The 15911-nt window shown below is 44.5% G+C and carries 13 protein-coding genes; 8 read left to right on the forward strand and 5 right to left on the reverse strand.

From position 1 onward, the window contains the following. Positions 1-36: 36 nt before the first annotated feature. Positions 37-1662 carry a methyl-accepting chemotaxis protein gene (locus tag R7E42_RS16730; protein WP_025767294.1) on the forward strand — a complete coding sequence of 542 codons (1626 nt, stop codon included), beginning with the start codon at positions 37-39 and terminating at the stop codon, positions 1660-1662. 189 nt (positions 1663-1851) lie between these two features. Further along, positions 1852-3252 (forward strand): asparagine--tRNA ligase, encoded by a 1401-nt coding sequence (gene asnS, locus R7E42_RS16735; RefSeq protein ID WP_017636101.1) that lies wholly within the window; start codon positions 1852-1854, stop codon positions 3250-3252. Positions 3253-3342: 90 nt separating this feature from the next. On the opposite strand, the gene R7E42_RS16740 is transcribed toward asnS, so the two are convergent. Next, positions 3343-3567 carry a hypothetical protein gene (locus R7E42_RS16740; RefSeq protein ID WP_017636102.1) on the reverse strand — a complete coding sequence of 75 codons (225 nt, stop codon included), beginning with the start codon at positions 3565-3567 and terminating at the stop codon, positions 3343-3345. 98 nt (positions 3568-3665) lie between these two features. Further along, complete coding sequence (locus R7E42_RS16745; protein WP_213901592.1) at positions 3666-5057, reverse strand: PLP-dependent aminotransferase family protein; 1392 nt, start codon at positions 5055-5057, stop codon at positions 3666-3668. A 259-nt stretch (positions 5058-5316) separates the two neighbouring features. Here R7E42_RS16745 and R7E42_RS16750 point away from each other — a divergent pair, with 259 nt between their 5' ends. From R7E42_RS16750 to R7E42_RS16760, 3 genes are all read left to right on the forward strand, one after another. After that, positions 5317-5547, forward strand: a complete 231-nt coding sequence (locus R7E42_RS16750) for a hypothetical protein (protein ID WP_017636104.1) — start codon at positions 5317-5319, stop codon at positions 5545-5547. A gap of 245 nt (positions 5548-5792) precedes the next feature. Continuing rightward, positions 5793-6092 carry a hypothetical protein gene (locus tag R7E42_RS16755; RefSeq protein ID WP_005376885.1) on the forward strand — a complete coding sequence of 100 codons (300 nt, stop codon included), beginning with the start codon at positions 5793-5795 and terminating at the stop codon, positions 6090-6092. A gap of 332 nt (positions 6093-6424) precedes the next feature. Then, on the forward strand, positions 6425-7615 hold the full coding sequence (locus tag R7E42_RS16760) for an amino acid aminotransferase (RefSeq protein WP_318072845.1): 1191 nt from the start codon (positions 6425-6427) through the stop codon (positions 7613-7615). 89 nt (positions 7616-7704) lie between these two features. Here R7E42_RS16760 and R7E42_RS16765 read toward each other — a convergent pair whose 3' ends face one another. Continuing rightward, on the reverse strand, positions 7705-8346 hold the full coding sequence (locus tag R7E42_RS16765; RefSeq protein WP_017820457.1) for an outer membrane beta-barrel protein: 642 nt from the start codon (positions 8344-8346) through the stop codon (positions 7705-7707). 314 nt (positions 8347-8660) lie between these two features. Here R7E42_RS16765 and R7E42_RS16770 point away from each other — a divergent pair, with 314 nt between their 5' ends. Continuing rightward, positions 8661-10550 (forward strand): DUF294 nucleotidyltransferase-like domain-containing protein, encoded by a 1890-nt coding sequence (locus R7E42_RS16770; protein ID WP_033905640.1) that lies wholly within the window; start codon positions 8661-8663, stop codon positions 10548-10550. A gap of 8 nt (positions 10551-10558) precedes the next feature. Continuing rightward, entirely contained in the window at positions 10559-11278 is a 720-nt protein-coding gene (locus R7E42_RS16775; protein ID WP_005376881.1) for a 3'-5' exonuclease, read from the forward strand. A gap of 69 nt (positions 11279-11347) precedes the next feature. On the opposite strand, the gene R7E42_RS16780 is transcribed toward R7E42_RS16775, so the two are convergent. Further along, complete coding sequence (locus R7E42_RS16780) at positions 11348-13231, reverse strand: methyl-accepting chemotaxis protein (protein ID WP_005376880.1); 1884 nt, start codon at positions 13229-13231, stop codon at positions 11348-11350. A 231-nt stretch (positions 13232-13462) separates the two neighbouring features. Then, the gene (locus R7E42_RS16785) at positions 13463-15034 is read right to left on the reverse strand and encodes a BCCT family transporter (protein ID WP_005376879.1); all 1572 of its coding nucleotides are present in this window, start codon (positions 15032-15034) and stop codon (positions 13463-13465) included. A 387-nt stretch (positions 15035-15421) separates the two neighbouring features. Between R7E42_RS16785 and R7E42_RS16790 the strand changes: the two genes are divergently transcribed. Then, positions 15422-15898, forward strand: coding sequence for a MarR family winged helix-turn-helix transcriptional regulator (locus R7E42_RS16790; protein ID WP_005376877.1), 477 nt, complete (start codon positions 15422-15424; stop codon positions 15896-15898). Positions 15899-15911: the final 13 nt, after the last annotated feature.

Here is a 15911-nt window from a genome sequence, read left to right on the forward strand (position 1 = left end):
TATTGTGCAGTTTGTTCCAATTACACTTATAAATTTATGCGCTCAACTATCACTTTTAAGCTCTTACTGGCGTTAATTGCTGTCTTCAGCTGCGTTCTAGCTGCCTCTACGGCTTACCAATACCATCAACAAAAAACCTTAATCAATGATGTTCTTAGTGAACAACTCCATGATAAGGCTAGTAATTATTTCGATAGCCTAAATATGATGATGCTTACGGGCACCATGTCGCAAAAAGAAACCTTACGTCAAAAGGCCCTGGCCCAAGAAGGCATTGAAGCAGTTCGCGTGTTGCGAGCTGATACTGTGACCAAACTTTACGGACCTGGGCAACAAAACCAACAGCCTGTCGATGATATTGATCAACGAGCGTTGAATGGTGAACTGGTGATTGAACCAATATCAGCCGATTGGGGCAAAGGGTTAGTAGTCGCGCTACCAATGAAATCGAGCGAAAATTACCGTGGCACCAACTGCGTTTCTTGCCACGTTGCACCAGCAGGAGAAGTGTTGGGCGCGATTCGCTTGGAATACAACATGAATCATGTCAATTCAATGATCAGTAAACAGGCAATGTTTGCGATGGGAATAATGGCCGTAATCGCATTTGTGGGCTTCATCATAACGATGAGTTTGATTCAAAAAATCATTGTACGACCAATTCAAAGAACGTCGAAATTCATGTCGAATGTGAGCCATAGCAAAGATCTATCTCAACGACTTATGCATCACCAACAGGATGAAGTGGGCCAACTTTCTACTGCAATCAATTCATTCATGGATACGGTCTCCGAAAGCTTAGAACGTGTGCAAGACACCTCTCACTCACTTGCCGACTCCGCGAGTAAACTAACTGCTGTCGCGCAGTCCACAGATAAAGCGGCCAATAACCAACAGCTAGAGACCAACGAAGTACAAAGTAATATCACCGATATGTTGCAGCAACAAACTGCGGTTGAGGACTCGACTAACAACGCTACTGTTTTGGTCAATCACACCGTTGATGTCGCCACTCATAGTGCAAGTCAAGCACACAACGTCAGTGAAGACATCAAACAACTAGTAAGTAACATTGATACCGTACGGGAAAAAATCAGTTCTCTAAATCAAAGAACCGAAGAAGTGTCGTCCATTCTTGTGGTTATTAAGGGTATTGCAGAACAAACCAATCTGCTCGCGTTGAATGCTGCTATTGAAGCCGCTCGAGCCGGAGAGCAAGGACGCGGTTTTGCGGTCGTCGCGGAAGAAGTGCGTAACCTGGCTTCTAGGACGGCTGAAGCCACTGGTAATATTGAACATATCATTTCTCAATTCCAGCAAGGAAGTGAAGAGTCATTAACTTCTGTTGATACCGTCTGCCAGTTTGCTCATCAACGCTCTGTCGATGTCGAGGCACTATCAGCCACAATGCATAACGTTGTTGACGAAATGCGCCAAGTGCTCAGACATGCAGAAGATATCCAAAACCAGACGCAAACCACATCTGATGTAAGTCAGCATATTCAATCTAAAATAGATGTGATCACACTGCATGCTAACGACACATCGCAATCAGCATCGCACACGCGTGATATTAGTGTTGATTTAGAGCATCTATCCGAACGTTTAGAGCAATTACTAAACCAATTCACACTTTCAGAGCACAAAAGAGTGAATAAATAGAGAGATTCTCCCCATCAAAACGAATATAAAGGTTGATGCGAGCGAATTGACAGGTAATATGTCTCGTTGAATCTGTAAAATGCTACCCAACTCAGCGCTTAGCTTGTTTTTTGAACAAAAATGTTATTAGACAAGTACTTTAAGTAAGCGTTGAGTTGAATTTTTACCTCAATGGAGAATATTGAAAACATGACTTACGCGCCTGTATCAGACGTATTGAAAGGTCAGCTAGCAGTAGACAGCGAAGTGACTGTTCGTGGCTGGATCCGTTCACGTCGTGATTCCAAAGCTGGAATCTCTTTCCTTGCCATATATGACGGCTCTTGTTTCGACCCGATTCAGGCCGTGGTCCCAAATAATCTTAATAATTACGAAGACGAAGTATTAAAGCTAACGACTGGCTGCTCTGTTGAAGTAACTGGTAAGATTGTTGAATCTCCTGCAAAGGGTCAAGACTTCGAACTTGCTGCCACTGACGTTAAAGTGGTTGGTTGGGTTGAAGATGCTGAAACTTACCCAATGGCAAAAACTCGTCACTCTATCGAGTACCTACGTGAAGTTGCGCACCTACGTCCGCGCACAAACGTAATCGGTGCAGTAGCACGTGTACGTAACTGCCTATCTCAAGCAATCCACCGCTTCTACCACGAGCAAGGTTACTTCTGGGTATCTGCGCCGTTGATCACGGCTTCAGATGCTGAAGGCGCTGGTGAAATGTTCCGCGTATCTACGCTAGACATGGAAAACCTTCCTCGCACTGACGCTGGTAAAGTGGACTACAACGAAGACTTCTTCGGTAAAGAGACGTTCCTAACCGTATCTGGTCAGCTAAACGCAGAAGCTTACGCTTGTGCGCTAAGCAAAGTTTACACTTTCGGCCCTACTTTCCGTGCTGAAAACTCAAACACAAGCCGCCACCTAGCAGAATTCTGGATGGTTGAGCCTGAAGTTGCGTTCGCAGAACTGGATGATGTAGCGAAACTGGCTGAAGACATGCTCAAGTACGTGTTTAAAGCAGTGCTTGCAGAGTGTCGTGATGACCTTGAGTTCTTCGCTCAACGCATCGACAAAGAAGCAATCACTCGTCTAGAGCAGTTCGTTTCTTCTGACTTCGCGCAAGTTGACTACACTGACGCAATCCAGATCCTTCTTGATTCAGGTCGTGAGTTCGAATTCCCAGTTGAATGGGGTATCGATATGTCTTCTGAGCACGAGCGTTTCCTTGCTGAAGAACACTTCAAAGCACCTGTAATCGTTAAGAACTACCCGAAAGACATTAAAGCATTCTACATGCGTGCTAACGATGACGGTAAAACAGTTGCAGCGATGGACGTTCTAGCACCGGGCATCGGCGAAATCATCGGTGGTTCTCAGCGTGAAGAACGCCTAGACATTCTAGATGCACGTATGCGTGAAGTGGGTATCGATCCTGAACACATGAGCTGGTACCGCGACCTACGTAAATACGGTACAGTGCCACACGCAGGCTTCGGTCTAGGCTTCGAGCGCCTAGTATCTTACGTAACTGGTATGGGCAACGTTCGTGACGTGATCCCATTCCCACGTACCCCTCGCTCTGCGAACTTCTAATCACTTTTTAGTGATATCGAATTAAAAAGACCTCCCATGTGGAGGTCTTTTATTTGTACGAATGATTTTCTAGCAACCAGTGTATGCACTCTAGTTGTTATTTTCGTCGTCATCCTCATCTGCTCGCGCTGCGTATTTTACTCCAACCACACACAAGCCAAACATCACAAATGGGATAACGGCAGCAGTGTATTCCGTCCAAACCATATGAGAAAAAGATTTCGCCAATATCAAGTGTGCAAACACCAACAAAAATGCGCTAAAAATAGCAACACCCATCAACCTAAGTTCATGCTTTACCAACTGCTTTTTCATTACGGCTCCTAACCTAAATGGTTGTCTGCCCATGATTGAAACACAGCTTCGGTATCGTCCACTGATACAGTTTGAGCAAAAAACAGGTAAACAGTTGGCTAATGAAGTAATTCTCCGACCGTCTTCACGGCTTGTTCTAATTCATCATTTACAGGTAACGATGTATTAAGCCTCAGGTAGCTCTCATAATTTGGAGCGACAGAAAACAACTGACCAAATGCTACAGTGATGTTCGCTTCCAATAACTTTTGATAAATCGCTTTTCCGCACTTTGTTTTCGGCAGTTCTATCCAAAGAAAATAGCCGCCTTCCGGTTGCGTGTAACGAATCGATTGGGGAAAGTACTTATCAACCAGTTCAATAAACGCCAATTGCCGCTGCTCAAGATTCTTTCGCAGTTTTCTAAGATGGCTATCATAACTATCGTTTTGCAAGTAATGCGCGATACCCTGCTGGATTGGTGCACTGCCTGACAACGTCGAGATAAGTTGCAGCTTTTGAAGTTGCGCATTGAAGCGTTTGTTTACCACCCAGCCCAGCCTATAGCCAGGGCAAAGGCTTTTTGAAAATGATCCACAATGCAACACGCGCTCTTGTGTATCAAAAGCTTTAAGTGAGCTTGGCTTTTTTTCAGAAAAATAAAGCTCTGAATACACATCATCTTCGATCAAGTACACATCGTATTTATCAGCCAGTTCGACGATACGTTGCTTCTGCCCGTCACTTAATAAGGTTCCTGTTGGATTGTGAAAGTTAGTCATTAACCAACATGCGCGAACATCATTGTCGGCAAAAGTCGCTTCAATTTGATCCACTGAATGTCCAGTTAACGGATCCACCGTTATTTCTATCGCCTTTAGACCTAAACGTTCAATCGCTTGAAGTGAGCCATAAAACGTCGGTGATTCAACTACAACAGTATCTCCAGGCTGGGTCACGGCCTGAAGGCTCAAATTCAACGCTTCTAATGCGCCAGAAGTAACGACAATATCATCATGGGTAAACACCATACCTTGTTGGATGTACCGTTGAGCAATCAAACGGCGTAGAGACTCACAGCCCGGCGGCAAGTTATCCAATAACGTCTCTGCCCCCATCTTCCTGCCTGAGCTGGCTAGATTGCGGTTTAGCGCTTCTAATGGGAACAATGCAGGGTCTGGAAACGCGGAGCCAAACTTCACCGCATTCGGTGAGGCCTGATTTTTGAGGTAGTCGTAAAGTTCATCGTTGATGCTGGAGCGATAAACGGAAGTGGCTGGAGAACTCGGTTCGAAGCGGTCCAACTCCGCAGTCACAAAGTATCCAGACTGAGGTTTCGCTGCGACCCAACCTTGTGCTTCGAGCAGCTGATAAGCTTGTAATACCGTACCTGCGCTGACAGAATGGTTTCGGCTTGTTACACGCACTGATGGCAGCTTTTCCCCTGCTCTCCATGTATTTTGCTGAATCTGCGTTTTGAACAGCTCAGCCAGTTGACGGTATCGGTTCATGTTTCCCTCATTTCACTTACAGCCGCACCATAGCATACTTCGCGCCAGCATTCTGATATGGGAGTATTCAATTTAGCAACGTAATTTATCAAGCTTATCAATAGATATTTCAGCCACGAAGTGAGCGTTTATATCCCATACTTTGACCGTTACACACATATTGCCTCACATCTTTGCAATACCTAAAAGCCAAGGTTTTACGTTGGACTGAGTGCGTTAAACTCACTTCGAACTACTGTCTTTAAATCAGGAGGAAGCGATGAAAGTTTTTACAATGGACGATCTCTCGTATCGCGGAAAACATAAAGGTGTACATAGTTGGGACCATCCTGGCAGTACCACCCCTTATTATTGGCATCCTGATTGGCTGCATATCGCTGAAGATGCTTTGGGTGAGCACAAAAAGGCTGACCTTGAAGTCCCTGATGGAGAAACAGCTACAGAAGAGCATGCAAAAGCGGCGATTCTCAAACACTTGAATGACGAGTAGTTTAGGCTCTATCACCGTTCAAGAATAGCATTAGGTAGGCGAATCCATCGTTGTATGCTTTAAACACAAATAAAGCTAAAACCTGCCAAATAGTAAATTCTTCTGAATGAGAAGTACGCATCTTCTATAGCGTTCAAAGGGCAAAATAAGTCGATTGTTATCACATTAATTTTCATTACATCTGTTACATTTAAATAGTAATGGTGATGCACACCTCAACTCATGGATTATGAGAGAAAACAATAATGGCGAAATACAACGAAGAAGATATTAAATACAAAGGTGAATCCAACGGCGTACATTCTTGGAGCTCTCCTTCCGGCCAACCTTATTACTGGCATCCAGATTGGTTACACGTTGCAGAAGATGCGACGGGTACGCATCCGAAGCAAAAACTTGAAGTTGAAAAGACAGAAGTACCAACCGAAAAACACGCATTAAAAGCGATCTTAAAGCATATGAACGACTGGGCGACTGAAAAACTTTCTTCTAACCCTGACATCGAAACCAATGCGGTTGAGTCGGAAATCAATCTGAAGAAATAACCCCAACCGATATCCATACTTCTAACAGTAAACGCTCCACCTTTGGTGGGGCGTTTTTGTCTCAACAAATCCTCACTAGACAACTATAAACGCGTTAACGCAAAGCACTGAATTGAAACGATTGGGATGTGTGCAAAACTTCTCCAACCATGGCATAAATGCCCTTCAAACTCTGTGCCTACCAAACGTTTTCATGGCAAAAACTTTAGTTATGTTAGAATTCTGTTTCAAATCGCAACTTTTTTAGGTTTTCTTTTCAGTAACGGTTGTAACCAATATTGCTGAAAGGTATAAATGTTAGCACACCCCTTCGATTAACATGGATGAAGATTATGTTTGAAAAAGTAGTTGCCGCTCCGGCTGACCCTATTCTTGGCCTTACTGAAGAGTTTAAAAAAGATGCTCGCGCAGACAAAATTAACCTTGGCGTAGGTATTTACAAAAACGAGCAAGGCGAAACTCCCGTTCTTGCGACAGTAAAGAAAGCTGAAGCAGCACTTGTTGAAACTGAAAAAACCAAATCTTACCTAACCATCGAAGGCACAGCAGAGTACGGCATTGCAGTGCAAAAATTGCTTTTCGGCTCTGATGCAGAAATTGTAAACGAAAAACGTGCTAAAACAGCTCAAGCTCCGGGTGGTACTGGTGCACTACGTGTTGCCGGCGAGTTCATTAAACGTCAACTAGGCGATGTAAAGATCTGGATCAGCAACCCAACATGGGCGAACCACAACGGCGTATTTACTGCTGCTGGTATCGAAACGGCACAATACAGCTACTACAATGCTGAAACAAAAGACAAAGACTTCGATGCGATGCTAAACGATCTGCAATCTGCATCTGAAGGCGACATCGTGCTTCTACACGGCTGCTGTCACAACCCTACAGGGATCGATCCTACAGCTGAAGAATGGGAAACATTGGCGAAACTTGTCGCAGAGAAGAAATTGCTTCCTCTGTTCGACTTCGCCTACCAAGGCTTTGCTAAAGGTGTGGAAGAAGATGCAGCAGGTCTTCGTACTTTTGCTAAGTACAACAAAGAAATCCTAGTCGCGAGCTCTTTCTCGAAAAACTTTGGCCTATACAATGAACGCGTAGGTGCCTTCACGTTAGTAGCTGAGTCAGAAGAAGTCGCAACAACCGCATTTTCTCAAGTTAAAGCCATTATTCGCTCTATCTACTCTAACCCACCTGCACACGGCAGCGCTGTCGTGACTCACATTCTTGGCAACGCCGAAATGCGTGCGGAATGGGAAGCTGAAGTAGCAGAAATGCGTGACCGTATTCAAGAAATGCGTGAACTGTTTGTAGCGGCACTAAAAGCAGAGGGTGTGGACGCAGACTTTAGTTTCATCGAACGTCAAAATGGTATGTTCTCTTTCTCTGGTCTTTCTAAAGAGCAAGTTAACCGCCTTAAAGAAGAGTTCGGTATTTACATTGTCGGTTCTGGCCGAATCAGTGTTGCTGGTATGACGAAGTCAAATATGGGCCCTCTATGTAAAGGCATTGCAGCGGTTTTATAATCGACTGTCGCATACTTTATTAAAAGGAAAGGTCAGCATAAGCTGACCTTTTTTGTTTTAACTTAACGCCAAAAACGAACCCGTCCGATCTAGTAGACAAACTTCAAACTCAGCCCTACTTCATTGACGTAATCTGAGCTTTCACCGCTATAATCAGTATCTCTAAACTGATAAAAAAGACCAGTGCCGATGACTTTATGCCATTGGTAGTTAAGACCGATCTTAAAATTGTTCTCATCAACGATATCACTACGGTTCAACTCCACTTCAGCTGTCGCAATAAGCTTTTCACTGAGCAAGTAATTCACCCCAACAGTTACAGCTTGAATCAATTCGCTATCGGAAGACAACGTATTATCCGTTTTGTCGTCCGTCGCTTTCGCTTTGATTGCGCCTATTCCATATAGCCCGTAGATATCGAATTGCTCTGTAACTCCATAACGGTAACCACCACCAAACAAAAGGCGGTCAATGCGAAGAGTAAAATCATCCGGATGGAAAAACTGCGCTGAGTAATCAACATTAAACAACCAGTTCTCAGTAAACAAATAGTTACCACCGAGTCCAACTGTGGTCGCATTAGAGTTATCTAACCATTCTTCGTTTGTCGTTCCGGCACCAACATCCAAATGAATGTGTTCGTACCCAAATTTTTCTGCTTGGTCCATGACCGCTGCGCTTGATATCGCCGGCAAAGCAGCTAAAGAAACAAGCAATAAATTTCTCACCATTCGACTTCCTTTCATGAGAATTATCTAAACACTGTATTCCATCGCCTGAGCTACTTGGCTCAAGAAGAATAGCTTAATCTAAAGACGTGATAACGATCTGAAACAGCCAAAGATCTAATCAGTCATCACGAAGAAAACATATCGACGACGTCTTTTTCAATTGAGGTGACCATATAGTAGTAAAAATGAAGCTCCCTTATCGTGCGATATGTCAGAATCTTATGACTGAGCACGAAAATCGCGGTTCAGATAAGACTCTGTTTTAAAACTAAGTTAAGATTACTTTATTATTTGCGAACTAAAAGGCGCCTTCGATGGATGCAGAACTTCTCGAGATTTACAACTTTCTCGCCAAGTATCCCCCGTTCAATGAACTCCCTGAAGAAACACTAAACAAGGTGACAGAGAGTGTCGAAATCTCGTACTACCGAGAAGATACCCCCATCATCCATTTTGGAGACTATATCCAAGATTTATACGTGGTGCGAAGCGGTGTTGTTGAAGTTTATCGACGCAAAGGTGAGCTGTATAATCGCCTTGACGAAGGTGACCTATTTGGCCAGATGGGCATGCTCACCAATAACAAAGTCCGCTTTCCGGTAAAAGCCATTGAGGATACCCTGCTCTACTGTATTCCTGGTGACATTTTCCAAGAAATTTACGATAACTTTGATTCCTTTGCGGATTTTGTTGAAGTTGAAAATAGCGCTCGTTTACGCCAAGCCATTTCAGAAAACAAAGACGCCAATGACCTGACGACGTCGAAAGTGAAAACCTTGCTGACTGGCGATGCTCATACGATTGATCGTGGTCAGACAATCCAGCAAGCCGCGCAGCAAATGGCGAATGACAACGTATCGGCTTTACTTATCGTCGACCCAGATTTCGTTCGTGACGAAGACGATCCACAGTCCCCAGTACTTGGTATCATTACTGACCGTGACTTGTGTACCCGTGTGTTAGCTGAAGGTTTGTCCCCACAGGACGATGTGTCTAGTGTGATGACCACGGAGGTCATGTCTCTTGACCACAACGCTTACATCTATGAAGCAATGTTAACGATGCTGCGTTACAACGTACATCACCTACCAGTGGTAAAAAACCAATTACCAATCGGTATTATCGAAACCACCGACATTGTTCGTTATGAATCTCAGAATTCGTTGTTGTTGGTGAGTAGTATTTTCCAACAACAGACTATCGAAGATTTAGCCGTTGTTGCCGAAGAAGTAAAAAGCAGCTTCGTGCGTTTGGTCAATGAAGATGCCAACTCTCACATGGTGGGTAGCGCGATGTCGGTCATTGGCCGAAGCTTCAAACAGCGTCTGCTAGAAATGGCAGAAGAAGAGCTTGGCCCACCGCCAATTCCTTATTGTTTCCTTGCACTTGGCTCAATGGGGCGAGATGAGCAACTGTTGGTAACTGACCAAGATAACGCCATCATTCTAGATGAGACTTATCAAGAAGAGAAACATGGTAAATACTTCGAAGCCCTAGCAAAATACGTCAGCGATGGGTTAGATGCCTGTGGCTACAAATATTGCACAGGCGATATTATGGCAACCAACCCACTATGGCGCATGACTCGTTCAGAGTGGGAAGAGTGTTTTGCTGACTGGATTGATAACCCGAACCCGAAAGCACTACTCAACGCCTCCATCTTTTTCGACTTGGATGGCGTCTATGGCCGCTTAAAATGGGCAGAACAGTTAACTAGCTTTATTGTTCGTCGCGCTCGAAAGAACAACCGCTTCTTAGCGTGTTTGGCTCGTAACGCACTAAACAGAACACCACCTCTGGGCTTCTTTAAAGACTTCGTGATGGAAAAAGATGGCAGACACAACAACTCCATCAACCTCAAACGTCGCGGTACTGCTCCTCTGGTCGACTTAATTCGCGTTCACTCTCTGGCGGTTGGTTCACGTGCACAGAACTCGTTTGAGCGTCTTGACGACATTATTGATGCTGGCATTTTGCCAAAAGGTCGAGCACAAGACTTAAAAGACGCGTTAGAATTTATTTCCATGGTACGTATTCGTCACCAAGCGACGGATGTGGAACTAGGCATTGAGCCTGATAACAATATCGAACCGGAAAACCTCTCTGAATTTGAACGTCGCAACCTAAAGGATGCATTCCAGATCCTAAGCAATGGCCAAAATTTCCTTAAGTTCCGCTACCAAGCGAACAAGAGCTTTAAGTGAGGTTTAGCATGATTAAAAAGCTCTTTCAGAAGCCAACCATTCAGTGGCCAACGAAGTTTGAACAAAAGCTGGAGATGGCGAAGGATGAGAATTTAATTGCGTTTTATAGCAACAAGCCGCCTGCTCCAGAAACACCGTTATCTGAGGTGGAGTTCGTGGCGTTAGATTTCGAAACGACGGGTTTGAATCCTGAAAAACATGACATCATTACTATTGGTTTGGTGCCGTTTAACCTGAAGCGAATTTTCCTACGTAACTCGCGTCATTGGAAGGTACGTCCACAGCGTGCACTCGATGAAGATTCAGTCATTATACACGGTATTACTCACAGCGAATTGATCGATGCACCTGACTTAGGCGATATCTTAAGCGAGCTGCTACCATGCTTAAGTGGGAAAATCATTGTTGTTCATTACCGTCGTATCGAGAGAGAGTTTCTGGATAAAGCGCTCAAAAGCCGTTTAGGGGAAGGTATTGAGTTTCCTGTTTTAGATACGCTGCACCTTGAAGAAACGATTCAACAGAAACGTTCAGGCTCTCTCTGGGAGCGTTTAAAAGGGAAAAAACCAGAATCGGTTCGGCTAGCGCAATCTCGACGCCGTTATGGGCTGCCAGACTATACGCCTCACCATGCATTAACCGATGCAATTGCTACCGCAGAGCTACTGCAAGCGCAAATCGCCCATCATTACAGTGAAGAGCAACCCATCAGTGAGTTCTGGCTGTAATATACTTCACGCTTAATAGCGATCAAAAAAGGAGCCAGATGGCTCCTTTTTACTTAGGTTGAGACAAGATTACAGCTTAAAGCGTTGAATCTCTTGTTCAAGTTCGTGTGATAGCTCAGACAGGTGAGCAGCTTGTTCTGCTGCTTGATGAGCTTCGACTGACAGCTCGTTAGACACGTCACGAATACCTTCAGTGTTACGAGTGATCTCAGTGGTTACCGATGCTTGCTCTTCTGCTGCTGAAGCAATCTGCGTTGCCATATCACTGATACGCTCAACAGCAGTGTGGATTTGCGTCAAGCTCGCTGCAGCCGCATTGGCATCATCAACACTGGTATCAGCTAGACGACGACTGTCACCCATAATACCGACCGCTTTGGCTGTTGTGCCTTGTAGCATCTCGATAGTTTCTTGAATCTCTTGCGTTGAAGCATGAGTACGTTGGCTCAATACGCGGACTTCATCTGCAACCACAGCAAAACCACGACCTTGCTCACCTGCACGTGCCGCTTCGATCGCCGCGTTCAGTGCAAGTAGGTTCGTTTGCTCTGCAATGCCTTGAATCGTTGATAGAATCGTATTGATGCTATTTCCGTGTGCTTCTAGCTCTTGAATCACATCAGTAGCAACTTGAACTTCTTGCGCTAAGTTCTGAATAGAGCCTTGCGTTTGAGTTACTTGGCTAGAACCATGTGAACAAGCTTGAACCGCTTCTTCTGAATTACTTGCCGTGCTATCAGCATTACCTGCAATTTCTTGTGTCGCTGCTGCCATTTCGTTCACAGCCGTCGCCACCATGTTGATTTCATCTTGCTGGTAAGAGATACGCTGACTACGCTCCTCAGCTTGCTGTGCTGTCGTGCGTGCTTGCTCTGAAAGCGCAGAAGATACGTGGCTAAGCTTAGTAACCATTGTGTGCATGTTGCCAACAAAACGGTTGAAGTTTTCCGCCAGTTTACCTACTTCATCATCACTGCGTGGTTCTAGGCGTTGCGTTAAGTCACCTTCGCCAGATGCAATTTCTTCCAGTGCATTTGATACGCGGTTCAAGTCACGGAACAAGAAACCAACTAGCCAAGAAACTGCAAGAATAACCACAATCGTGATCGCCACAGCAGTAAACAATAGATCTCGTAGCAATACCGCATGACCTGCTTCTTCTGTTGCGCGATCCATTTCAATCGCAAACATCCAATGCGTGCCAGGAACTTTATTGAAGTAGTAAAGCTTCTCTTTTCCTTTGATTACCGTATCTTCGATACGACCTTCATCGGCGGCACGCTCAATTGCCTCTTCTGAAAAATCTTTTAGAACACTGGTGATAGGCTTAAGCGTCAAGCTTTTATCTGGATGCGCTAAGAAGGTGCCTTCATTCATGTCGATTAGCATCGCATGCGCGTTTTCACCTGCATCTAAGTTAATCACATCGCTGATAAGCTGATCGATCAGTACGTCCGCACCAACAACACCAACAAACTGACCATTTTTCATTACTGGCTCAGCAATGGTCACAAGTAGTGCATTCGTGATTGCGTCTTGATATGCGGCTGTAATGATTTGCTTACCCGCGGCATCAGCATCCTTGTACCAAGGACGTGTGCGAGGGTCATAATCAGCACGGTTACGCTCCGGATGAGAGCGGTACATATCACCGTTTGGTGTACCAAGGAAGATGTCATCGAAGCCACCAGCCTTGCGAGCTTGTTGTAGGAAAGGAACAACGTCTTGCTCGGTCGAGTAGTCGTTGAACGCAGTGGCAATATCTTTACGGATATTGACCCAATCAGAAATTCCCTCTGACGCAGTAGTACTAAGACTTTGCGCACGTGAATAGACACCTGAACGAGTCTGATCAAATAATTGACCAGCCGACAACCAAGTAAGTGCTGTTGCCATCACAACAACAGCAGAAAGGCTTGCGCCTATAAGCTTTTGTTTTAATGATAATTTCATATTTATAGTTTTTTGAGTTGGGAGAACAGTTAAGGTGCATGAATATTACACACTTTTTTACGACTATTCACTAATTTTTAAAAAACAAAATAGCACATTAACTCTTTGTAAAATATGAACTTTCATGTGTCATTTTTTTGTCTCGAGCGTCATAAAAACCGCACAAAAAAAGCCAGCAAATTGCTGGCCTTTTGATTAATTGTTAGTCAGACGGTTTTATAAAATGCCGAATTACTGACGCTCAGTTCGCATACCCATCAATAAGCTCACACACATTGCAAGCAGAATGAAGGTAAATGGCAATGCTGTAGAAATGGCACCGGCCTGAAGAGCTTGAACCGCCTCGGAGCCACCAATCCATAGCAGAGCAACCGCAATTGCACCTTCCATGAATGCCCAGAAGACACGTTGAAGTACAGGAGCATCGACTTTACCACCTGCCGTGATACTGTCGATAACAAGTGAACCAGAGTCAGAAGACGTAATGAAGAACACAAGTACCAGCACAACAGCGATGATAGAAAGCATGCTACCAAATGGAAGAACATCAAACATTTGGAACATAGCAAGTGATACGTCAGTCAAGCCATTTGTGCCCAGCTCACCTACTTTATCAACAACTTGCTCGATCGCCAGACCACCAAATACAGACATCCAAACAACGGTAACCGCAGTTGGAACCAGTAGAACTGCTGTGATGAACTCGCGAACGGTACGACCACGAGAAACACGTGCGATGAACATGCCTACGAATGGCGACCATGAAATCCACCAAGCCCAGTAGAACACTGTCCAGCCTTGGAACCAAGCTTCGTCCGTACGACCAAACGGGTTACTTAGTGGGATGATATTCTCTACATATGCCATAAGTGTGGTTGGAATCGAACCTAGGCTCGCCGCCCAACCGATAAGACCAACAAGGAGAAGTAGCAAGAACGCCACAACCATGTTGATGTTACTAATGACTTTAACACCACCATCGATGCCGCGTACGACTGAAACAACAGCAAGTAAAGTCACCACGGTAATAACGACGATTTGCAGACCTAGGCCTGGCTCAACACCAAATACGTGATGAATACCACTTGCTGCTTGCTGCGCACCTAGACCTAGGGATGTAGCAAGACCAAATAAAGTCGCAAGCACAGCCAGAATGTCCACAATGTGGCCAGCCCAACCCCATGCACGATCACCCAGAAGTGGGTAGAAGATCGAACGCATAGATAGCGGTAAACCTTTGTTGTAGGCAAAGAATGCTAAAGAAAGTGCTACAACACCGTAAATTGCCCATGGGTGAAGGCCCCAGTGGAACATCGTTGCACCCAGTGCCAATCTCGCGGCTTCTGGTGTATTTGCCTCAACACCAAGTGGCGTTTCATACCAACCGGTGAAGTAAGCGACAGGTTCTGCAACACTCCAGAACATTAAACCGATACCCATACCAGCTGCAAATAGCATTGCAAGCCATGACATAAACGAGTAATCGGCAACAGCGTCTTTACCACCTAGTCGGATCTTACCCATTGGTGAGACGATAAGCGCCAAACAGAAAATAACGAAAATGTTACCTGCAATAATGAACAACCAATCGAATGAACCAATAATTTTCCACTTCAGCCCATCAAGTGCCGTCTTTGCGGTATGTGCATCTAGAACTAATGCAGCGACAAGAAACAGCGCAATTAAACCTGCACTAATACCAAAAACTGGGTTATGAACATCAAAACCCCATTTTTGAACGTTGTCCTGACCTACCGTATAGTCGGTACTATCGATACTGTACTTATCTATACCCTTTGTCATCGTTCCTCTCTATTTTTGTAGTGTTTTTACGTACCAAACAAAAAAATCTTTCGAACACGATACGTTTTGCATTCCGTGAAGGCGCAAGATCCTATCATTTGACACGTTTTTGTCTATCTTTTTGCTATTAAAAAATCCAATAACTTACTTTTCACTGTGTGGTTACGGCCTTTGATAGAACAAATCACTACTACAATAGTTAGACCACAAACATTTATTGCTATAATAATTTTAGCTCTTCTTATTTTGTCGAAAAGGCGCGACAAAATGGTATTGAGGACACGGCGTAAAATTGTAGAGGTAATTTTTGATTTCCCCCCTTTAAATAAGGGCGCATTTAAGTTAGTGTCGCCTCGATAAATGTTCCCTACAGACTGGATGAATAAATTGGAAAAGTACGAAGAAGTATTGGTCTCGATTCGTCAGATCATCCGCGCTATTGATTTACATTCTAAAAAGCTGAGCAAAGAGTCTGGATTGACTGCTCCACAGTTGATTTTGATGCGCGCTATCAATGACTTAGATAACGTGACGATTAAACAGTTGTCTAGCCACACTAACATGAGCCAAGCGACCGCAACGACCATTCTAGATAGACTAGAACGAGGCCAGTTTGTTGAGCGTCAGCGCAGTGTTCAAGACAAGCGTAAAGTGCATGCTGTACTTACGAGCAAGGGCCAAGAAGCCTTAAAACAAGCACCAACGCCGCTGCAAGAGCACTTCATTAATCGATTCCAAAAATTGGAAGAATGGGAGCAATCCCTTCTACTATCTTCCGTTCAACGCATCTCGACGATGATGAATGCAGAGGACATCGATGTTGCTCCAATGCTAGAGCTTGGTAGCATTACCAAAGCCGATTAGTTTCGCTCCCACG

It is taken from the genome of Vibrio sp. Vb1337, assembly GCF_033338715.1.
In the GTDB taxonomy this organism is placed as follows: domain Bacteria; phylum Pseudomonadota; class Gammaproteobacteria; order Enterobacterales; family Vibrionaceae; genus Vibrio; species Vibrio alginolyticus.

What these genes read in the sequence shown, in the direction of transcription:
- R7E42_RS16730 (WP_025767294.1), top strand. Translation starts at nt 37, where the DNA reads ATGCGCTCAACTATCACTTTTAAGCTCTTACTGGCGTTAATTGCTGTC.
- asnS (WP_017636101.1), top strand. Translation starts at nt 1,852, where the DNA reads ATGACTTACGCGCCTGTATCAGACGTATTGAAAGGTCAGCTAGCAGTA.
- R7E42_RS16740 (WP_017636102.1), bottom strand. Translation starts at nt 3,567, where the DNA reads ATGAAAAAGCAGTTGGTAAAGCATGAACTTAGGTTGATGGGTGTTGCT.
- R7E42_RS16745 (WP_213901592.1), bottom strand. Translation starts at nt 5,057, where the DNA reads ATGAACCGATACCGTCAACTGGCTGAGCTGTTCAAAACGCAGATTCAG.
- R7E42_RS16750 (WP_017636104.1), top strand. Translation starts at nt 5,317, where the DNA reads ATGAAAGTTTTTACAATGGACGATCTCTCGTATCGCGGAAAACATAAA.
- R7E42_RS16755 (WP_005376885.1), top strand. Translation starts at nt 5,793, where the DNA reads ATGGCGAAATACAACGAAGAAGATATTAAATACAAAGGTGAATCCAAC.
- R7E42_RS16760 (WP_318072845.1), top strand. Translation starts at nt 6,425, where the DNA reads ATGTTTGAAAAAGTAGTTGCCGCTCCGGCTGACCCTATTCTTGGCCTT.
- R7E42_RS16765 (WP_017820457.1), bottom strand. Translation starts at nt 8,346, where the DNA reads ATGGTGAGAAATTTATTGCTTGTTTCTTTAGCTGCTTTGCCGGCGATA.
- R7E42_RS16770 (WP_033905640.1), top strand. Translation starts at nt 8,661, where the DNA reads ATGGATGCAGAACTTCTCGAGATTTACAACTTTCTCGCCAAGTATCCC.
- R7E42_RS16775 (WP_005376881.1), top strand. Translation starts at nt 10,559, where the DNA reads ATGATTAAAAAGCTCTTTCAGAAGCCAACCATTCAGTGGCCAACGAAG.
- R7E42_RS16780 (WP_005376880.1), bottom strand. Translation starts at nt 13,231, where the DNA reads ATGAAATTATCATTAAAACAAAAGCTTATAGGCGCAAGCCTTTCTGCT.
- R7E42_RS16785 (WP_005376879.1), bottom strand. Translation starts at nt 15,034, where the DNA reads ATGACAAAGGGTATAGATAAGTACAGTATCGATAGTACCGACTATACG.